This window comes from Vibrio sp. RE86 (genome assembly GCF_013114545.1).
Lineage (GTDB): Bacteria > Pseudomonadota > Gammaproteobacteria > Enterobacterales > Vibrionaceae > Vibrio.
In genome coordinates, this window is the sequence record NZ_VTXI01000008.1 from 21,527 (window position 1) to 39,561 (window position 18,035).

Below are 18,035 nucleotides of genomic sequence, written 5' to 3' on the forward strand. Positions count from 1 at the left end.
ATATCATATAGGATAGCGAAAATAATTTATTTACTGGCAAATAACTGCTACTTTTTAATAACTTAACAGCAACAGTTTACCAACCATCATTTTGATTATTTCTTTTATCGGCAGTCAGATTTTAAGGAAGTACTATGGCTGAAAGCTTTTCAGCGACCGCTGGTCCACTCTCTGCAAAAGATTACAAAGGCCAAGAGCATGCTGTAAGCCAATTTTCAGTATCTCAGAGTTTGTCACAACCATTTTCTATTAACATCAAACTCGTATCCAACGGTTTTGATATCCAATCGCAATTAGGGCAGCTACTCACGGTTAATCGATCTTCCAACATTTCAGGAAGTGCCACGCTTACACGCTCTTTTAATGGAGTCATAACTGGTATCCGAAGTTTAGGATTAGATAGCAACCTAAAGTTTACCCTTTATGAGGTAACCTTAAAGCCATGGCTTGAACTCCTGAAACACACACATGGTTTTAGGGTTTACCAGAATCAATCGACCAAAGACATTATCAGTGACATCTTCGATACAGCAGGGTTTAAAGGCTGCTACAAAGTCGCAAAAATGCCAACAACGAAACGCGAGTATTGTGTTCAGTACAACGAGTCTGATTTCGATTTTGTAACTCGATTATTAGCAGAAGAAGGCGTCTCTTACTATTTCACCCATTCAGACAAAGATCATACGTTAGTGCTACAAGATGCTCAGTCACCCTTTGATAGGGCAAGCACTGCAAAATTTGATATGGTCGAGACTCCGTCAGGCTCCCTCCCACTTCTTGACAGTTGGATCCCGGCTTTAGCTTTTCATGGTGCCAGTGTCGAACTGACCGCATACGATTACAGCCAAAGTAAATTGGTCACGAGCAAGGCGCAGAAGAGCAGTCACTCAATTGCAAATAACACCAAGCTGACTTCACTTCAGTACCCTCCTTTGGGTGTCACTGGTGATAAAACCGATCTCGCTAGCAATCTTGCCAAACGTCGCATTGGCCAAATTGAACAAGACTATGAAAAAGTCACTATAGACGCTAAACACGACCTGTTTGATATCGCGTCATGGTTCTCACTCTCTAGCCATTTAGATAAGTCTCAGCTGGGTGATTACTCAGTGATCGCACTCACAACACGTTATTCAGAAGACGTTACCTGCAACACTCAAGTGACCGTTGTTCCTAAAGCGGCAGCCTATTATCCATCAGTCTCACCGAAACCGACCGTTCACGGCCTGCAAAGTGCAACCGTCGCAGGAACCAAAGCGGGTGAAATTAATCAGGATGATCAAGGACGAGTTCGCATTCAATTTCACTGGGACACAGACGCAAGCGGTGACAAGACCAGTTGCTACGTTCGTGTCGCACAAATGCTAGCTGGTAGTGGCTATGGGGCTCAGTTTGTCCCTAGAACTGGACAAGAGGTGTTAGTGTCATTCATTGATGGCGACCCAGATCAACCCATTATTACAGGTAGCGTTTACAACAGTAAGAACGCTCCACCTTACAAAGAAGCGAACTCGACGAAAAGTGGTATTAAAACCAAACTAACTGGCCAGTCAAATGAGCTCTACTTTGATGACAAAAAAGACAATGAGTTAGTCTACTTGCATGCGGCGAAAGACCTAACTCAAGAAATTGAAAACAATCAGACAGAGACAGTAAAAGGTGAGTTTGCCCAAAAAGTGACGAAGAAGATGTCCGTCTCGACGGAAGATAATTACACCTTAACAGTCACAAAGGATCTTTCTAAGAAAGCGAAAACAATTACTCTAGAAGCGGACAGTGCAATCGATTTAAAAGTGGGATCTAGTAAGATTTCGATCTCCTCTTCCTCCATTTCCATTGAGGCGAGCAACATTGACATAAAAGCCAGCAGCTCTCTCAACCTTCAGGGGACTAATGTCACCAGTAAAGCCACATCAGCTAACAAGGTAAGTGGCACCACAACAGCTCTTGAAGCAACCAGCTCTAATTCTATCAAGGGTCTTAGTGTTGCAATCAAGGCTGACACCACCCTTACGGCAGAAGGTTCTCTCAGTGCAGAGTTTAAATCAGGCTTAAAAGCCACATTCAATGGTGGAGTGATGGGCGAAGTGAAAGGCGCTATCGTTAAGGTAAACTAATGACATTCAAGAAAATACCGTATCAGTCCTGCGGGCAAATTTTACCCCGCTTTAGCGCGTCAGAAGAGGCACTTGAAGTTCTTAATGAAGAGATGCCAGTCGCACTCGCTATTCAGACGCTACAAGAAAAGGAGCTCAACAACGACCTTATACAGTTTCTTGCTCACGCATTGCCTGTTAGAGAAGCTATTTGGTGGGCGGCGATGACTCTAGTTCAACGTCAAGATGTTTGGTCAACGAGCCAAGTCCAATGTATCCAGACGGCACAACAGTGGGCTCAGTCACCATCAGAAGAACTCAGAAGAAAATCTGAGCTACTCGCCAATCGTTTAGACCTAAATTGCGGCCCCTCTTGGCTGGCTCAAGCCGTATTTTGGAATGGGTCTGGTAGCATCGTTGCGCCTGACCTACCTGTGGTTCTTCCCGATCCGTTTCTCTATGCGAAAGCAGTTGCTGGCGCAATCAACCATTCAGCTGCATTACCAACTTGGAATAACACCGATCAGTACTATACTAAATCAATAGGTTACGCAATCAACATCGCATCTGGTTCAACGGATGATTCTCACTAGATTCATTAGCGAAACCTATGATTAATATTTCAAATAAAAACGAACGAAAACACTATTTGCGTATGAGGTTAGGATGACTTTAGCTGCAAGACTTACAGACATGCATGTTTGCCCAATGCAAACCCCTGCCGTACCCCCGATTCCTCACGTTGGGGGTCCCATCTCTGGACCTGGTGTTCCTACTGTCTTAATCGGAAACATGCCAGCAGCGACTATGGGTGATATGTGTGTCTGTGTTGGCCCACCAGATTCCATCATAAAAGGTAGCGCAACGGTTCTAATTATGAACAAACCTGCCGCACGCATGGGCGATACTACCGCTCATGGTGGTTCAATTGTGCTCGGTATGCCCACAGTACTTGTGGGTGGATAAAACCACTGCCCAAACAAGGATTTAACAAAATTTAACCGAGCTCCGTCCAATTTTATAGACACAGGTCACTTTTTTAACCAAATAATAAATTTGAACGAGCCTTTTTCGAGAATAACCCTAGACTATGTTTTAAATAGTTAACCAATCACAACCTGATTTAATAAGTGTATTTAGCAACTTAGTTGCAACATTTGGATAGCGGAAGTCGTATGGTAGATATCGAAAGTTTATTAGCACCAATTTCTGAAGAAGCACCAACTGGTAGCTATTTGAAGCTAGACCGTTCTATTTACCGCACGCTGAGAAACAGCTACAACACTGCCCAGTCATCATTCCGGCAGCTCATTGAGACACCAGACGCTTCTAGTGATGAGGCTCTGCTAGAAGCAAATGATGCTAATTGGTCTCAATTACGCCAGACGACCTATGATGCATTGACGCAATCAACCAAAGACTTAGAGCTGCTTGGTTGGTTTATCGCAAGTCAACTTTTCACAGCGCAGCCATATCAAGCACTGGCAGACTCAACGAAAGTACTAAGTGGTTTGGTAGACACTTTTTGGCAAGAGCTGCACCCAACACTTCCTGACAATAAAATCAAAAGTGATGATGCAGGTAAAGAAAAAGAGCTCGCGGAATTTAGAATTAAACCGTTATTACAATTAGTTGGTGAGTCAAACGACTCTACTGCCCTCTTCATGCCGCTCCAACTCATCGGTTTGATCGATGAAATAACCTTTGGTGACTACTTACGAGCTGAACGTTCTGGCGATTTGCCGTCTTTAAAAGATAAAGCACAAGGCCTGTTTAGCTCGGACGTTGAACAAACGGTACTTTTACTTGCTGAAAGCTATCAACACTTCAGTGACGCAGAAACCATCATCGCCCAGCACTGTAAAAAGCTTGGAATCTCGCCGATCAGTTTCCGTTTCGTTAAAGCTAATATCGCCGATTCGATTAAGGCTATACGCTTCCTCGTTGAAGATAAGTTCTCTGTTTGGCCACTTGATGATGAGTTCAAACTTCGCCAGGAGGAGCCAAAGAGCACTGAGCCTGAGATAACCGCTTCGGAACCTCAAGCAACAGAGGAAACCAGCCAACAAACATTACCTGTTGAGCCTGCCCCGATCGCTGCGTCTCAAGTTGCTGCACCTTCGGCTACGGTTAACTCAATAAACTTATCTGCTTCGAGTCAAATCGCATCTAGAGACCAAGCATTCCAAGAGTTAAGAAAGTTGTCCGAATTCTTCAAGGCAACCGAGCCTCATAGCCCAATTTCGTTCTTACTAGAGAGAGCGATACGTTGGGGTTACATGAGCTTACCTGAGCTTTTGCAAGAAATGACCGCGGGCAATAGCGGCGTCCTGCAGCATATCAATCAACTAACGGGTATGGACAACTTAGACAAAGTTGATCTTGCCGGCAAAGAAACACATGTTCCTCAACCAATACAAAGTTCAAACGTTTCGCCTACCCCAGTAATCGAAACGTCGACTACGCCATCCTCTTCTGTCGAATTACCAAACGAAGAGAGTGCGCCTCAACAACCATTACCAACGGAAAATAACTCCACAGAGTCGGCGAGTAGCCTTAACGACTTCGAGTGGTAACAATGCTAGATAGCAAAGGAGAATAAAATGGCTTCTATTTTCATGAGAATTGACGGTACTAAACCAAAAGGTGCTGCAACGGTAGAAAAAATCGGTGGCAAAGATGGTTTTTTTGCTATCGACACTATTACTTGGAATGCAGTACGTGGTGTAGGCATTGATGTAGGTAACGCAAACAATGCTGACCAAGGTATGGTTGCACTAGGTGAAGTTAACGTCACTCGTGGCTGTGATGGCGCAACACCTCACCTGACAACTTTCCTTTACGCGCCAGGCGGCGAAGGTAAAACAGTTGAAATTGTGATGACTAAACCAAACCGTGAAGGTTCTGGCGCTGATCCATACCTAATTCTAACGTTAAAAGCAGCGCGTATGTCTAGCTACAACATGGCAGCGTCTGACGGCACTCTTCCGAACGAGTCATTCAGCTTAACTTATACTGAAATTTCAAAAGCTTACTACATCGAAGGCGAAGGCGGTAAGATCGAGAAAGGTCCTGAAGTTGGCTTCGATGCAACCACTGCGAAAGTGACTTCTACCGCAGCATAATTGAATAAGGAGATTCATTGTGGCACTTAATTCCCAACACAAACGCGTAAGTAAGAACCGCGTAAGTATCACTTACGATGTGGAAACTAATGGCGCTGTAGAAACCAAAGAACTCCCATTTGTTGTTGGGGTTATTGGTGACTACTCTGGCCATAAGCAAGACAAGGAAGATGTAGAAGAGCGCACCTTCTACAACGTTGATAAAGACAACTTTGATAATGTCATGAAGCGTGTCGGCCCAGAGCTGAGTATGAAAGTTGATAACGTGCTTGCTGATGACGACAGCCAATTCGAGGCAAACCTTCAGTTCAACTCAATGAAAGACTTCGAACCTGAAGCTATTGTTGAGCAAGTTGAGCCACTTAAAAAGCTAGTTGAAACACGCAATCAATTAAAAGTTTTGCTTTCTAAGGCTGACCGCTCTCGCGATTTAGAGAAGCTATTAAAAGAGGTTCTTCAAAGTGCAGACACAATTAATGCACTTTCTGATGAACTTGGTCTTAATAAAGAAGGAGCTGAATAATGAGCACAGAAGCTGAAAATCAAGCCCAACCGGAAGCTGCAGAAGGTGCTCTTAGCTTTTTAGACAGAGCAATTGAAGCAACAACGCAAACTCCGGCTGATACAACGAAAGAACTATTCTCTGTTCTCGCTGAGCAAGCATTATCAGGCACGGTTACGTGGGACAAAAACCTAACGAAAACCATCGAAAATGCGATCTCTGAAATTGATAAAAAGCTTTCGAAACAACTTTCTCAAGTCATGCAACAAAAAGACTTCCAAAAATTGGAAGGCTCTTGGCGTGGTCTTCAAAAGCTAGTTAAAGAGAGTGAACTTGGCCGCGACCTTAAAATTAAAATGGTCGACTACAGCCAAGAAGAGCTACTAGAGCAGTTCGAAGATGCGCCTGCAATTGACCGTAGCCCATTGTTCAACGCTGTTTACCAAGGCGAGTTCGGTACGGCTGGTGGTCAACCATACGGTACATTTATTGGTGACTATGAGTTCAGTGCAAAAGACGAAGACGTTGCCCTACTTCGCTACATGGGTGAAGTTGCTGCGGCATGTCACGCACCGTTCATTGCTGCTGCAAATGCGCAGATGTTCGAGTTCAACGATTTCACGACTTTTGATGAAGGTAAACCGGTAGCCGCTGGTTTTGATTCACCAGCATACGCGGCATGGAACTCTTTCCGTCAAAGCGATGATGCTCGTTACGTTACTCTGACTCTTCCTCGTACAATGGCGCGTCTGCCATACGGAGCTAAGGGTCTTGGCACTAATCTGTTCGACTACGAAGAACTTGATACGGATATGGATGGCAATCCAAACCCATCAAGTAACGATGAGCTTGTTTGGTCTAACGCTGCGTATGACCTAGGTCTTAAAATGACTCAGGCGTACACTGCTTCTGGTTGGTGTACATCTATTCGTGGTTTAGACAACGGCGGTAAAGTAGAGAATCTACCAAACCTAACGTACAAAACTGAAGCGGGTGACCTTGTTCAACAATGCCCTACTGAAGTTAACCTAACGGATGAACGTGAAAAAGAGCTAAGCGACCTTGGTTTCCTTCCTCTGGTTCACTACAAAAACACTAACTACGGTGTATTCATCGGTGGTCAAACGACTCAAGAGCCAAAAACGTACACTGACCCAGATGCAACTGCGAATGCGGCAATCTCAGCCCGTCTTCCATACATCATGGCAAGTGGCCGAATCGCTCACTACCTGAAAGTGATGGGTCGTGACAAGTTGGGTTCAAACCTTGAAGCGCCAGACATTCAGCGTGAACTTCAACTTTGGATTGACCAATACACCAACGCGGGTGCTATTGGTAATGAGCAGCGTGCAAAAACACCGTTAGCAGAATCACGTATCGAAGTGGTTGAGCAACCTGGTAAGCCGGGTGCTTACTCTGCAGTGGCGCACTTACGCCCTTGGCTACAACTTGAAGAGCTGACTACTTCAGTTCGTATGGTTGCCAAAATCCCAGGCTAACTCCTTCCAGGCCGGATTTGTCCGGCCTATTTCCTTATTTTTATTACAACAGGGATGCTATGACTTCACACTTGAACTCACAGTGGCAGCAAGACTTTGCAGCTTTAGACAGCAGAGACAGCGACTTTCTCAAAGAGTCGCTGTCTCTGCTGTCTGAGGTTATGCCTGATGCTTTGCAGAGCAAAGGACAACTAACCAGCAGCCTTGCTCGATTAATTACCGAGTTAGACACACAAATTTCAGCCCAACTTGACGAAGTGATACATCACTCTGATTTTCAGAAGCTTCATTCCAGTTGGCTCGGACTTGAGGGGTTAGCTACGCTTCCGGTAAATAAACAGAGAACGAAGCTAAAACTCCTTAATATGTCATGGTCAGAAATCGCAACGGATGTGAATCAGGCGTACTCGATCAAAGCCACTCAACTCTTCAACAAGATTGGTAAGAAAGAGTTGAACACGCTAGGTGGTCAGCCTTTTGGCACGATTCTGTTTACACATAAAATTTCCTTGGACATGGATTTTGACGCCGATTACGACGACCTATTTACTCTAGAACTGCTGAGCAAATTGGGCGAAGTGACCCTATGCCCGATGCTGTTTTCTCCTGATGATGACTTTTTTGTGCACTCTTCTGCGGATTGGCTTTCTGATACCAACCGCATCAGTAAAATATTAACGGGTGACGACTACCAGGCTTGGCAGAGCCTACGCAACAAAACATCTTCTAAGTTTATTGGCTTAGTGATGCCGTCAATTCGTATGCGTTCTCGCTACCAAAACGCCAAGGTCGGTTTTATCTACAACGAGACTGGTAAAGGGCTGTGGGGTAATGCCGCGTTCGCTTTTGCGGCAACAATAATGCGAGAGCACCACAGAGTTAACTGGTTTGGCTTCTTAAAATCACGTTGGAATGACAAGTCACAGGGCGCCCTTGCCAACATCGAACGTCATTCGTCTCAATTTTTGTCTAAACCAGAAACCGATGTGGTTTTGTTTGGCCAGATTTCAACATTTTACGCACAAAGTGGTTTTATCCCTCTGACTAAAAGTGTCTTGAGCGAAAAGTTCTACTTCAATGGAAACAATTCTATCTGGTCTGGTGGAGACAGCGACAATGAGAGGGTTTTGACTCAAATCCAAACAAGCCTGATGTCATGCCGAGTCGCGCACTACTTGAAAGTTCAAGTAAGGGAGATGATCGGTAGCTTCAATACTGCAGCTGAGTGTGAGTTATTCTTGACTCATTGGATTGAAAAGTTCTCTAGTAACGTCTCGTTCGCCAACGAAGAAACCTTATCTAAGTACCCTCTTAGTTTCGCGAAAATCACCATATCAGAAGTGCCAAATCAAACGGGCAGCTTTGCTTGTACGCTCAGAATGGTTCCTCAATATCAATACGATCATTTCTCAGGTGAAGTTGTATTGACCACAGAATTAGATGAGGTCGCATAATGAGTTTTTGGCGTACTTTTATCGACTCAGGTCGTTCTCAAAACCGTGACAATGAAATTGAAGACATCAAGTTTCATCTCACCAAGCTTTTAGAGTCTGAAGCTTCACTCGTGGACATAGATGATCGTTACACCGAGCTGCAACGTTCTAACTTCCGATTTGGCATCGAAGACGTCCAACTTCTAAGTGCAAGCCTTGACCAAACTCAGCTCGCATTGCGATTGGAAAGCTATATCAAGCATTTCGAACCAAGGCTTACAGAGGTGATGGTTGAACTCGCGGAAAGAAAACAGAGCGAAAACGCTATTGCATTTAGCATAGTTGCGAAGGCCAATACCTCTCACGGTACTGAAGAGTTAATCTTCGACTCAAAAATTTCTCTTAACGATCTTAATACTGAAATGACGGAGGACAGCTATGAGTGATCCGTTATTACGCTACTTCGAGCAAGAACTTACATTGGTGCGACGTGCTCTGGGTCAATTCGGCCACCAGCACTCTGAGCACGCTGAAAAGTTAAACATTCATCAAGGTCAAATTGAAGACCCTAGCCTCGCGCGACTTTTAGATGGGGTTGCACTACTCAACGCCTCAGTTGAAAAGCAGCTTTCAGATCAACTTCCAGAGGTAGTTGAAGGTTTACTGAGTGTCTTATATCCGAGCTATATCCAAACTATCCCAAGCGTCGCTTACCTCCAGCTTGATGAAGAAGCTGAACTTGCAGAGTCTGCGTTACTACCGAAAGGCTCGCAATTTACTGCTGATGCTCAAGGACAATCATGTACGTTTACAACTGTTGATGATTTAAAAACAACACCCTTTTACCTCGTCGATACGTCAGCATCGAGCGCCCCATTTAAGTTTAATCGCCCAAAAGGAACGGAACTTACTACTGGGGTTATTCAGATCTCTTTATCGACAGAGGATCCTGACACATGGTTTAGCGCCTTAGAATGGGATGACTTAGATCTCTTCGTACAAGGCTTTGAGAACAACGCTGATTCTCTGGTTGAGCTATTGCTTGCAGAGACTCAAGCGATTTCTATCTCAGATGAGCATTGCGAAAAGCACGTCGTTCTAGAAGCGGAAAAGCTAAAAAGCCGAATCAGCGACAACCATTTTCACTTTTTGCCACAGAAAGGTAACCAGTTTTCTGGCTATCAACTGATAAGTGAATTCTTCTTCTTCAAGGAGAAACGTCAGTTCTTCCGACTCAAGGGATTTGGCCAAGCAATACGACAGTTTGATACCTCTCGTATCACGTTAAACCTCTTTATGCACAGTTTACCGACGGAATTTATTCGTCTGTTTGACGATCAGGTTTTCAAACTTAATATTGTTCCTGCGCTGAATCTATTTGAGCAAACTGGCGAGCCTACAACATACGATCAACGCAGTTTAAGCATTCCAGTTAACGCTGACGCACACAATGACAGTGATGTGGAAATCGTAGAAGTTAAAGAAGTCTTTGAAATTACGTCCGTGGGAGAAAAGCCTCTCATCCCTCTGTTTAAGGACAGCTACCGTTCTAACCCTAACGCAGATCATTGGCAGTGTGTTCGCAATAGCAACAACGAATTTCGTTTGGCAATTAGCTTACGCAACCAACAGGAATTGGAGTTTAATAAGCTTTATGGAACGCGCCTGATGTGTACAAACGGCAAGCAAGCCTGCGCCGTACAAGGTGAGTTCGAGTGCCAAGAAAGCATCGACTTACCTGGTGCTTTTAGAGCGATCTACCCGCCTTCGGCTCCAATTCAAAGAGAACAAGACCAACAATTGCATTGGCAGTTCATTGCGTTACTCAATGCTAACTTCTCATCTCTTTTACATACCCAACAGCCAGAAGAAGCATTAAAGAGCATGCTCAGTTTATGTTCTCGCAGTCAGGTATCCGCTGATGAGATTCAGACGATCCGTAACGTAAATATTCGTTCTCAAGTATCGGCATTACGAGTGTTAGGTAAGAATGTATTTTCTCCAGGCACTGAGATTGAAATTACCCTTGATACACAATCTGGATTTTTAGCCTTTAGCGATGTACTGAATCGTTTCTTTCAGCAATTCTGTAGTTTTGACCGTTATATCCAACTCTCGATCCGAGTTTACGGACGAGATGGTTTCGTAAAACGATACCCTAAAATCCACGGCAGTCAGTTAGCACTGTAAAGTGGAGGAGAGTATATGAACGTAATCAACGACCTAACACAAAACACAAACAAATACGACTTCGCGCAAGCTGTTCGTTTGCTTAATCATTTTGCTAAACAGTCTCCTGAGAAAATCAAGCTTATCCTCAAAGCAGAGGCGATGCCAACAGGTGATGCAAGCGAGATTCAGTACTTCTCTTTAAAAAATAATAAGGCGAAGCTAAGACTGGCCAAACAGGCGCTTTCTGGTGTTAAAGGCGTTATCCCCTATTACATCTATGAAGAGTTGCTCGCCGCTCTTCATGATGACGATCATGCACTTAAAGACTTTCTCGACGTCTTTAATCAACGCTACTTTGAGCTTGTATCACAGCTAGAAGTACGTCCTTGGTTGGCGATTCAGAACGAACTTGAGCCTGAAAAGTCAAAGTTGCTCAATCAACTTTCGGCACTCAAAGATACGCATGGTCACTTGTTTCAGTACACCTTTCTACTCAATCAAGGCAGCCGCAATTTAAGCGCACTTGAACAAATACTAAACGACTATTTTCCGTACGATATTGAAGTCGCAACTAAGCCTCAAGAGAGGCGTCAACTGCCCGTTGATTCTTTGACTCGTTTAGGGACTCATAGCACGTACAACAGTCGTATCGGGCAAGGGTTTCTTATCGGCAAAACGTGCTTAACCCATTACAGCCACCTCGTAGTTTCTATTATGCCAAGTAGCGAACAAGATTTGATCGACATTCAAAATGATGCGCAGCTTGCGAAAACCATGCGAGGGCTTATCGAACATTTTTTAAGAGATAACACACCTGTTTCTATTTATTTAAAAGTTAAGCGTGCTTATCTATCACGCCCCACTCTTTCCTCAAACATGCAAAGTGCTGCAAAGCTTGGCGAAGTAGATTGCCTCGCACCGGAAAGGAAACCCACTCAAATGATCAGTATTTTGCTCAAATAAAGGGACCCTGGCTCGTCGCTTCAATGGCGTGACGCTTCGAATTACAAGGACAACAGTATGACACAAGTAACCTTAACCAATTTAGTCGCTAAGCTCTCTCCTGAGCTCAAGCAAGCTTTAGAAGTATCCGCTGGTGCTGCAATGAACCAAGGTGTTGCATCTATTGAGGTAGAACATTGGCTACTTCAGTTGATTTCACAACAAGATGCGCATATTGGAAACCTAATTCAATCGCAAAACCTTTCCCAAGAAGCGATCGTTAACGAGTTATCAAGCAAGATTGCTCGCCTACCAAAAGGTAGTGAGGGGCAACCGACTCTTAGCCATGGACTCACTGAGCTAGTGAAAGACGCATGGATGCTGGCTTCTGTAAACTACGGGCATGGTGAGATCATCAGCCTCCATCTAGTACAGGCATTACTTCAGCAAAACGTCTTAGGTGTAAATACGCTCCAGCTAGATAGCCTACAATCCGTTTCACTGGAGTCTCTACAAGGCTTAATCAATAAGACGGCCGTTGCTCGTGCTAAAACCTCTGCATCAGGTGAAACTGCAGCGTTAGGTCAACCGACGGGTAACGATGCTCTAAGCAAATACACCATCAACCTTACTCAACAAGCAATTGATGGCAATATTGACCCTATTTCTGGCCGAAACACTGAGGTTAGAAAAGCCATCGATATTCTCTGCCGTAAGCGCCAAAACAACCCTATTATGGTTGGTGAACCTGGTGTAGGTAAAACCGCAGTCGTCGAAGGGTTAGCGCTCCGTATCGCGGCAGATGAAGTTCCTGGGGCTCTAAAAGGCGTACAAATCCATTCGCTAGATTTGGGCCTACTTCAAGCAGGAGCAAGCGTAAAAGGCGAATTCGAAAACCGCTTAAAAGATGTCATTAACGAAGTTAAAAACAGCGAAGTGCCGATTATTGTCTTCATCGATGAAGCACACACGTTAATCGGCGCTGGCGGCGCTGCGGGTCAAAATGACGCAGCGAACTTGCTGAAACCAGCACTTGCTCGTGGTGAGTTCAAAACCATTGCTGCAACAACGTGGGCTGAATATAAGAAATACTTCGAGAAAGACCCTGCCCTTACTCGCCGATTCCAAGTTGTTTCGATTGAAGAACCTAACGCCGAAGACGCTAAACAAATGCTACGCGGCGTTGCAGCTTCGCTACAGAAACACCATGGTGCCTTCATCGCAGAGTCAGCAATAGATGCGGCCGTTCATTTATCAATTCGTTATCTTCCAAGCCGTCAGTTACCCGACAAAGCGATCAGTTTACTAGATACTGCAAGTGCTCGTATCGCGTTGACTCAAGGAGCTAAACCTGAAGTTATTGAATCGCTCGAGCAGACCATTCGTTACCAAAAGAACGAGAAAGCCGCTCTAGAGAAAGAAAATGCGCTGTTTGGTATTGCTGAAGAAGAAATCGCTGCGTTAGAAACCGAGATTGCAGACAATGAAACCGAATTAACAAGCTTGAATGAGCGTTGGGATAAAGAAGTCGAGTTTGTCGATCAAATTAAGGCACTTCAACAAGAGATTAGTGAAAGCACTAGCGAGGAGAACGCATCCCTCGACAAACAAAAAGCACTCAATGAAAAACTCGATCAACTATCCGAGCTTCAAGGTGAGCTGCCGCTAGTCAATGCCATGGTCGATGACAATACCATTGCTCAAGTCATTGCTAACTGGACGGGTATTCCTGTCGGCAACATGATGAGTGACGAAATCGCTAAACTTCTTTCACTGGAAGAAGAGTTAGATAAACGCGTTATTGGTCAAGACGTAGCTAAGCAAGAGCTGGCTAAAGCGATTCGTATCTCAAGAGCCGGACTTACTGACAGTCGAAAACCTATTGGTGTGTTCTTGATGTGTGGCCCAAGTGGTGTGGGTAAAACCGAAACCGCGATGGCGCTCGCTGAGCAACTTTACGGTGGTAGTAATGACATGACCATCATCAACATGACCGAATTTAAAGAAGAGCACAAGATCTCTATGTTGCTAGGCTCTCCTGCTGGTTACGTTGGTTTTGGTGAAGGTGGCGTACTGACAGAGGCGATTCGTCGCAACCCTTATTCTGTATTGCTTCTTGACGAAATGGAGAAGGCTCACCCTGGCGTACATGATCTGTTCTACCAAATCTTCGATAAAGGTCATATCAAAGACAGTGAAGGTCGAACTGTCGATTTTAAAAATACCATCATCATCATGACCTCCAACGCAGCTGACCAGGCTATTTGTGATGCGTGTGAAAATACTGATGAACGTATGACAAACGAAGACCTGCTTGAAACCATTCGTCCGGATCTTCAGCACTACTTTAAGCCAGCATTTTTAGGCCGTACAACGATCGTGCCTTATTACCCACTTAATGACGAAGAGCTTTCGAAAATCACGGAAATTTCGCTCAATCGTATTAAGAAAAAACTGGCTGAACAGTATCAAGCTAGCTTTACTTGGGATAAAGGCTTTGTTGACTTTGTCGTGGGCAAAAACACTGACCCAACGACAGGTGGTCGAGCGGTAGAACAAATCATCAACCGTTCACTTATGCCAAAACTGGCCGAGGAGTGTATCAGCCGACTCAGCCAACAACAGCCAATAACCCAAGTGTCTGTTATCGCAGCCGATAGCCGCGCTGGATTTGAGCTAACAATTAAGTAACGTGTTAGGCCAGAAGGAAGTAGTAGTTATGGACGCACACAAGCTAGAAAATTCTAGTTCATTTTTCTCGTTACGAGTAAAACTAGTATTAGCAATTTTTGCTGTACTACTGTTTTCTAATGGCCTGAATAGCACGCTCAATTACTTAAATTTTGATAAAAGGCTCACCCAAACCAGCGATTCAACGTATCACGTCGTTTTAAGTGAAACAGACAGTGATATTAAACAAGCGATGAGTTTGGGTTTACCTCTTTCCTCCATTACCAACATACAGGCTTTATTGGAAAGGCGCCTTGCCTTGGTTAACGGCATCAGTCGCATGCAAGTTTTGGATAAAAACGGCGAAGTTCTTTATCTTGCAGGCGAAGCAGCGCAGTCTGAGCGTATGATCAGCGCAAACATCAGTAATACATTCGGCCAGAATGAGGGTGTGGTAGAGCTCTACTACTCAACCGTTTATCTTGATGAAATCAAATCAGCCCTTTTAACGCAGCAACTGCTCGATACCATTTTATGGGTATTAGTAGGCTCTTGTATTGGCTACTTTGCACTGAACCTTGGATTGGACTTCTTACTTAAGAAGATCAACGCAACCAAAGCGGTTCTAGAAAAAGAACACGAATCTGAACATGCATTGATTGAGGCCGCGAATACCGCCTTTTTCACATCTCATGCAAAAAACCGTTGGGAGCAATTTAGAGATCACTATTTCCCATTCCTAATTATCTCCCTAGCAATTGGGTTGACTGTCGCCTCCAACATCGGTAGTTCGTATCAAGCTCTCGATAAGTTTTCTCAAACGTATCAGACTCAACTAGAGCAAAAGTCACACGTTATTGGTGATACCCTAACTAGCATGATCCAACGTTTGTTGGAGCAAGGGGTGCCGCTTGACCGACTAAACGGGCTCGAACAAGAGTTTTCTGCCTACATCGAGCAGCATCCTGAATTGTTGTCTATTCAGTTGCAGCAACAAAGTGAAGACTTGTATCACTACCCTCAGGTACTGCATGCGTCTGATCATGCGACTTCCGCTTTCCACACCATCGATGCGTCGGCTCATATCAAGCTTGCTATGTCTACCGACACAAACATTATTCCGCAGCTGATTGAAGACAGTTTGATGGACATGGTAACGGTGCTTATTGCGTCGGCACTCATCGTGATTGAAATCATCTTGTTTGCATGTAACTTCATGATTATCAAGCCTTGGCATCAAATCAAACAGTTACTCAGAAGTGCGCAGCAAGGCGGCGCTAAATGGGTTTCTGAGGTTTCATCGCGCGATGAGTTTGGCCGAGTCATTAGTCGTCTCAATGCCATTACTCAGCGAATGCACCCAGATGAAAAACTTGAAGTGAAAAGTGCGCAAGACTACCGTTTCATTCGACTGCCCCTATTCATGCTTGTGTTTGCGGAAGCAGCTTCACTCGCTTTCTTTCCAAATTTTGTCGCAAGCCTTGAGCACTCACAAACGTGGATCCCTGACGATCTGATCATGAGCTTGCCTATCTCCCTATTCATGTTCTGTTGGGCGATTTCTTTGCCTTTCGCTGGATACTGGTCAGATAAAGTTGGGCGCCGTAAGTCTTTAGTTGTTGGTGGGCTAATTACCGCTTCGGGCCTAGCATTAACTGCTTTATGTCAGACACTTGAATTACTTCTTATTGTTCGAGCTTACACCGCCGTCGGCTATGGTATCGTCTTTATTTCAGCCCAAGGGTACATTACCGACACAACGACAACCAAAAACCGCACTAAAGGCATGTCAACGTTCTTGTCTTCGTTCTTTGCCGGCTCACTTTGCGGAGCTGCGATTGGTGGAATTTTAGCGGATAAACTTGGCTACAGTGTAACCTTCTTACTGGCCGCTGTGCTTGCTGTCGTCAGTGTACTGTTCGTCATCACCTTCTTTAGTCACGGCGGTTCAAATGCTCAAAGCAAACCCGTTAGCTTCAATGACTTTAAGGTTCTACTGAGTAACAAATATTTCGCGATCATCACATTCTTAAGCGCGATCCCTTCCAAGGTTGTCCTGACTGGTTTCCTTTACTACTTGTGTCCAGTCTATTTGCAGTCTCTTGGGGAAAGTAGCGCTGTGTCAGGTCGCGTATTGATGAGCTACGGGCTCGCTGTCATCATAATCTCACCACTAAGTGCACTGCTGGTTGACCGTTGGGATAACAAGATTAAGTTCATTGTATGTGGTGGCTTGCTGTCGGCACTCGCGCTTGTCAACATCATGGCATTCCCAGGCACAGTGGGGCTATTGCTTATCGTAATTATGATCGGTATTGCTCACGGTATTAGCGTGTCACCTCAAATACCACTAGTGATGGATTTACTTGCCAACGAAGGCATAGACAAAGGAAAAACCATTGGCATTTTCCGCCTCACAGAACGTATCGGTAACATCACGGGCCCTATTCTAGCGGGCCTGTGCTTGAGCTTCTTAGGATACCAGGAAACCATTGTCCTATTTGGTATCACCCTCTTCATTAGCTCAGCGGTTTTAATCGGATTTTATGCACTGTTCACGAAACGTGATCGACAACACCTGGAGGTAGCAAAGTGAAAATTAAACTACTGATTTTACTTGTACTGATTGCTCCCTTCTCGTTGCCTAGCTATGCCAGCGAACCAGCAACGAAAAGAATCGTAATGCTGTTGTGGCGCGGCGTGACAGATGCCGAGCAAGGCTTTATGGATTATATGTCTAGCCAAATGAATGTCGATTACACCCTATTAGACGCAGGGCGAGATCGTGCTGTTTTGGCGAAATATGTCAATCAAATAGAAGATTACAACGCCGATTTAATCTACACATTTGGCACAACAACGACCCTAAGCCTATTAGGCACGGAAAACGAACCAAGTCACTTTAGACAAACGAGCGACATTCCGGTGGTATTCAGTATTGTGACCGATCCCGTTGGTTCGAAGATCGTCACAAGTGAAACGGAATCAAAACGTAACTTCACTGGCGTCAGTCACATCGTTCCTCACCAAGTGCAGTTCAACGCGATTCAAAAGCTACCTAATGTTGAGACTATGGGCATCGTCTTTAACCCGTTAGAGAACAACGCCGTTATCACCGCGAGAAAGATACAGATGCTTTCCGCTAAGTTTGGGATGGACGTTTATCTTTACCCTCTAAGAACCAAAGACAGCAAGCCAGATCCAGACTCACTTCCAAAAGTCATCGAAACAATGGTTGAAGATGGGGTTCAGCTCGCATACTTGCCACCAGATTCGTACATTATTAGTCAAGGTAAGGGCATTGTTGATAGCTTACATGACAAAGGCATTGCAACGTTTTCAGCGACAGAATCACCGATTCGCAAACACAACGCTTTGTTTGGCATCGTGAGTCGTTATTACAACGTCGGGGAGTTTGCAGCGCACAAAGCAGAGCAAATTCTAAATAAAAAGAGTACGCCTCAAGAGTTACCCATTGAGCCTTTAAGCCAATATTCGTACATAGTGAATGTTGGTGCAGCTCAAGAATTAGATTACTACCCGCCCGTTTCCGTTTTAAAAATTTCCGAGCTTATTGGGGGAAATTAATGGTCAGA

General features: G+C 44.6%; 14 protein-coding genes. All 14 read left to right on the forward strand.

The genetic code is table 11. From position 1 onward, the window contains the following. The first annotated feature begins 134 nt into the window (after nt 1–134). The 14 genes from F0231_RS09620 (at nt 135) to F0231_RS09685 (ending at nt 18,027) form a co-directional block, all read left to right on the forward strand. Nucleotides 135–2,117 (forward strand): type VI secretion system Vgr family protein, encoded by a 1,983-nt coding sequence (locus tag F0231_RS09620; RefSeq protein ID WP_171759514.1) that lies wholly within the window; start codon nt 135–137, stop codon nt 2,115–2,117. After that, nucleotides 2,117–2,689 (forward strand): hypothetical protein, encoded by a 573-nt coding sequence (locus F0231_RS09625; protein WP_171759515.1) that lies wholly within the window; start codon nt 2,117–2,119, stop codon nt 2,687–2,689. Before F0231_RS09620 ends, F0231_RS09625 begins: the two co-directional genes overlap by 1 nt. Before the next feature lie 73 nt (nt 2,690–2,762). Beyond that, a complete protein-coding gene (locus tag F0231_RS09630) occupies nt 2,763–3,062 on the forward strand; it encodes a PAAR domain-containing protein (protein WP_171759516.1) in 300 nt (99 codons plus the stop codon). A 209-nt stretch (nt 3,063–3,271) separates the two neighbouring features. Beyond that, on the forward strand, nt 3,272–4,672 hold the full coding sequence (locus tag F0231_RS09635) for an ImpA family type VI secretion system protein (RefSeq protein WP_171759517.1): 1,401 nt from the start codon (nt 3,272–3,274) through the stop codon (nt 4,670–4,672). A 27-nt stretch (nt 4,673–4,699) separates the two neighbouring features. Then, complete coding sequence (locus tag F0231_RS09640) at nt 4,700–5,221, forward strand: type VI secretion system tube protein Hcp (RefSeq protein WP_069666239.1); 522 nt, start codon at nt 4,700–4,702, stop codon at nt 5,219–5,221. 19 nt (nt 5,222–5,240) lie between these two features. Next, complete coding sequence (tssB, locus tag F0231_RS09645; protein ID WP_171759518.1) at nt 5,241–5,744, forward strand: type VI secretion system contractile sheath small subunit; 504 nt, start codon at nt 5,241–5,243, stop codon at nt 5,742–5,744. After that, nucleotides 5,744–7,222 (forward strand): type VI secretion system contractile sheath large subunit, encoded by a 1,479-nt coding sequence (tssC, locus tag F0231_RS09650; protein ID WP_171759519.1) that lies wholly within the window; start codon nt 5,744–5,746, stop codon nt 7,220–7,222. Before tssB ends, tssC begins: the two co-directional genes overlap by 1 nt. A gap of 59 nt (nt 7,223–7,281) precedes the next feature. Then, nucleotides 7,282–8,676 (forward strand): type VI secretion system contractile sheath large subunit, encoded by a 1,395-nt coding sequence (locus tag F0231_RS09655; RefSeq protein WP_171759520.1) that lies wholly within the window; start codon nt 7,282–7,284, stop codon nt 8,674–8,676. Beyond that, complete coding sequence (gene tssE, locus F0231_RS09660) at nt 8,676–9,101, forward strand: type VI secretion system baseplate subunit TssE (protein ID WP_171759521.1); 426 nt, start codon at nt 8,676–8,678, stop codon at nt 9,099–9,101. The genes F0231_RS09655 and tssE overlap by 1 nt, the downstream gene beginning before the upstream one ends. After that, on the forward strand, nt 9,094–10,845 hold the full coding sequence (gene tssF, locus F0231_RS09665; protein ID WP_171759522.1) for a type VI secretion system baseplate subunit TssF: 1,752 nt from the start codon (nt 9,094–9,096) through the stop codon (nt 10,843–10,845). Before tssE ends, tssF begins: the two co-directional genes overlap by 8 nt. A gap of 15 nt (nt 10,846–10,860) precedes the next feature. Continuing rightward, entirely contained in the window at nt 10,861–11,790 is a 930-nt protein-coding gene (locus F0231_RS09670; protein WP_171759523.1) for a type VI secretion system baseplate subunit TssG, read from the forward strand. 57 nt (nt 11,791–11,847) lie between these two features. Continuing rightward, on the forward strand, nt 11,848–14,460 hold the full coding sequence (gene tssH / locus F0231_RS09675) for a type VI secretion system ATPase TssH (protein ID WP_171759524.1): 2,613 nt from the start codon (nt 11,848–11,850) through the stop codon (nt 14,458–14,460). Nucleotides 14,461–14,488: 28 nt separating this feature from the next. After that, complete coding sequence (locus tag F0231_RS09680; protein WP_171759525.1) at nt 14,489–17,035, forward strand: MFS transporter; 2,547 nt, start codon at nt 14,489–14,491, stop codon at nt 17,033–17,035. Then, a complete protein-coding gene (locus F0231_RS09685) occupies nt 17,032–18,027 on the forward strand; it encodes an ABC transporter substrate binding protein (protein WP_171759526.1) in 996 nt (331 codons plus the stop codon). The genes F0231_RS09680 and F0231_RS09685 overlap by 4 nt, the downstream gene beginning before the upstream one ends. Nucleotides 18,028–18,035: the final 8 nt, after the last annotated feature.

What these genes read in the sequence shown, in the direction of transcription:
- F0231_RS09655 (WP_171759520.1), top strand. Translation starts at nt 7,282, where the DNA reads ATGACTTCACACTTGAACTCACAGTGGCAGCAAGACTTTGCAGCTTTA.
- F0231_RS09635 (WP_171759517.1), top strand. Translation starts at nt 3,272, where the DNA reads ATGGTAGATATCGAAAGTTTATTAGCACCAATTTCTGAAGAAGCACCA.
- F0231_RS09680 (WP_171759525.1), top strand. Translation starts at nt 14,489, where the DNA reads ATGGACGCACACAAGCTAGAAAATTCTAGTTCATTTTTCTCGTTACGA.
- F0231_RS09625 (WP_171759515.1), top strand. Translation starts at nt 2,117, where the DNA reads ATGACATTCAAGAAAATACCGTATCAGTCCTGCGGGCAAATTTTACCC.
- F0231_RS09620 (WP_171759514.1), top strand. Translation starts at nt 135, where the DNA reads ATGGCTGAAAGCTTTTCAGCGACCGCTGGTCCACTCTCTGCAAAAGAT.
- tssH (WP_171759524.1), top strand. Translation starts at nt 11,848, where the DNA reads ATGACACAAGTAACCTTAACCAATTTAGTCGCTAAGCTCTCTCCTGAG.
- F0231_RS09630 (WP_171759516.1), top strand. Translation starts at nt 2,763, where the DNA reads ATGACTTTAGCTGCAAGACTTACAGACATGCATGTTTGCCCAATGCAA.
- tssC (WP_171759519.1), top strand. Translation starts at nt 5,744, where the DNA reads ATGAGCACAGAAGCTGAAAATCAAGCCCAACCGGAAGCTGCAGAAGGT.
- F0231_RS09670 (WP_171759523.1), top strand. Translation starts at nt 10,861, where the DNA reads ATGAACGTAATCAACGACCTAACACAAAACACAAACAAATACGACTTC.
- tssF (WP_171759522.1), top strand. Translation starts at nt 9,094, where the DNA reads ATGAGTGATCCGTTATTACGCTACTTCGAGCAAGAACTTACATTGGTG.
- tssE (WP_171759521.1), top strand. Translation starts at nt 8,676, where the DNA reads ATGAGTTTTTGGCGTACTTTTATCGACTCAGGTCGTTCTCAAAACCGT.
- F0231_RS09640 (WP_069666239.1), top strand. Translation starts at nt 4,700, where the DNA reads ATGGCTTCTATTTTCATGAGAATTGACGGTACTAAACCAAAAGGTGCT.